Origin of the sequence: Pseudomonas sp. (assembly GCF_050739995.1) — a bacterium.
In the GTDB taxonomy this organism is placed as follows: Bacteria; Pseudomonadota; Gammaproteobacteria; order Pseudomonadales; family Pseudomonadaceae; genus Aquipseudomonas.
Map to the genome: position 1 here is coordinate 1 of NZ_JBOICG010000422.1, position 2,032 is coordinate 2,032.

A 2,032-nucleotide genomic window follows, 5' to 3' on the forward strand; every position below is an offset into this window, starting at 1 on the left:
GCTTAGCAGCGCTTTGTCGAGGATCGAACTCAATTCCGTGGCGTGGCGTGATGTGGCCAGGGCGAACGTGGCGGGAACTGTCCCGATTGTGCTGCTGATTTGCAGCTTGTCCTGGAAGACCTGTGAGGAGAGGAAATAGTTGGCGATCACCAGCGAATTCACGGCACCGTCGACGTGACCTTGTGCGAGCAGTTCCGAGGCGCGGAAGGTATCGCTGGTTTCCACCAGGTGAACCTGCGGGAAGTCCTTGCCCAAGGTGCTGGCCAGTGGGTTGCCCTGGGTTATAGCCAGGCGTTTTCCGGCCATCTGCTCCAGGTTCAGGGGCGCTCCTGGCTCTTTGCGTGTGAGCAATACGTAGGAGTTTTCCAGGTAGGGGCGACTGAAGTTGAGCTGTGCTTCCCTTTCGTTGCTCGGAACGATGGCGCCTATCATGTCGGCTTTTTGGGTGGTGACCTGCTCGATCATATCGTTGACTTCGCGCCCGCGCTCGATGACGAAACGCATGCCCGTGCGCAGACGAATCAGTTCCAGGAGGTCGGCAGTGATACCGCGGAAGTTGCCGTCCGCATCGAAGAAGGTGAGGGGGGCGAAGGTTTCGTTCACCACGACCTTCACCACGGGGTGCTGTTTCAGCCAACGTTCTTCACGTTGGGTCAGCTGCAGTTTTTTGTCGGTCAACAGAATATCGCTACCGGCACTCCAGCGTTTGGCAATGCTATCTCGCTCGTTGGTAGGCACGGCGGCCAGTACCGAGTCGATAATACTCAAGAGGATCTGTTGGTCCTGACGCAGTGCAAAGCTGAAACCAAAGGCCTCATGTTTGCCGAAGTTAGCCATGTGGATATTTTTGAGGTAGCCCTTGTTGATCATGTAATGAGTGGAAATAGTGTCGCCCAAAAATACATCCGCTTGGTCGAAGGCCACCGCATTCAAGGCATTTTGATAAGAGGGGTAGGCGCGGATGATCGCGTTGGGGTACAGCTTCTCGACTTCACTCAGTGGCAGGTAGTGATAGACAAGGCTCAGGCGCAGCCCCGCCAAGCCATCGTTGAGGCTGCGGGTTTCACCCTCGCGAGTGACGAGTACTGGCTGGTCCACGGCGTACGGTGCTGACAGGATGAGATTCGGGTTCGCCGCCTCGAAGCCATTGGAGGAACCCAGCACGTCGATGTCACCGGCTTCCAGGGCGCGGATGGATGCCTCCCGCGAAGAGTAGCGCACGACTTTGACTGGCACGGACAGAGCCTTGGCCAGCAGTCCCGCGTAGTCGGCAGTGAGGCCTTCATAGTCACGGCCGCTTGAAGTGAGGTCGAAGGGTGGGTAGTCAGGTGCGGACGTGCCCAGCACCAGTTCGCGTTTGTTCTGCAGCCACTGGCGCTGTGCTCTATCCAACTGTATATCCAGTTGAACAGTTCCCGCGCGACTCAATAAAGTGAAGTGTTCTGGGTCAGGTTGGTATTGCGCGAGCACGGCGGTGCTGAAGCACAAACCGGCACTTAATATAATCAGATAGTCCTTTATACGCCTGGGCATCCGCTTTCTCACACTAGCGCGTTTCGTTTTGCCATCTCGATGAGTTCTACCAAGGACTTGGCTTTGAGTTTTTGCATGAGCCTCTTTTTGTAAGTGCTGACTGTTTTATTGCTCAAGAACATACCTTTGGCTATTTCTTTATTAGTTCGCCCTTGTGCAAAAAGTTGTAATACCATCAGCTCTCGGTCGTTGACTGTCTTGAACAGTTCCAACTCCTGTATGTCCACGCCTTCGGCACCGTTGCCATTCAATGCCTGGCTGGGGAAGTAGTTGTAACCGGATAGCACCGCACGGATTGCGCTCAGCAGTTCGCTCAGGTCACCTTCCTTGCATACAAAACCTTCAGCACCCGAGCGCATGCAGCGTGTCGCAAACAATGTAGGGCATTGAGCCGTGAGCACCAGGGTTTTCATCGACGTGTTCATGGCGTTGAATCGGCAGAGTACTTCGAGGCCATCAAGTTTCGGGATACTGATGTCGAGAATAACCAGGTCCGGAA

The 2,032-nt window shown here is 55.0% G+C and carries 2 protein-coding genes; both read right to left on the reverse strand.

Annotated elements, in window-relative coordinates; genetic code table 11:
• Window positions 1-1,533, reverse strand: a 1,533-nt coding sequence (locus ACRESD_RS13990; RefSeq protein ID WP_431751446.1) for a transporter substrate-binding domain-containing protein, incomplete at its 3' end; no start/stop codon positions are given.
• A gap of 8 nt (window positions 1,534-1,541) precedes the next feature.
• Window positions 1,542-2,032, reverse strand: a 491-nt coding sequence (locus ACRESD_RS13995; protein WP_431751447.1) for a LuxR C-terminal-related transcriptional regulator, incomplete at its 5' end; no start/stop codon positions are given.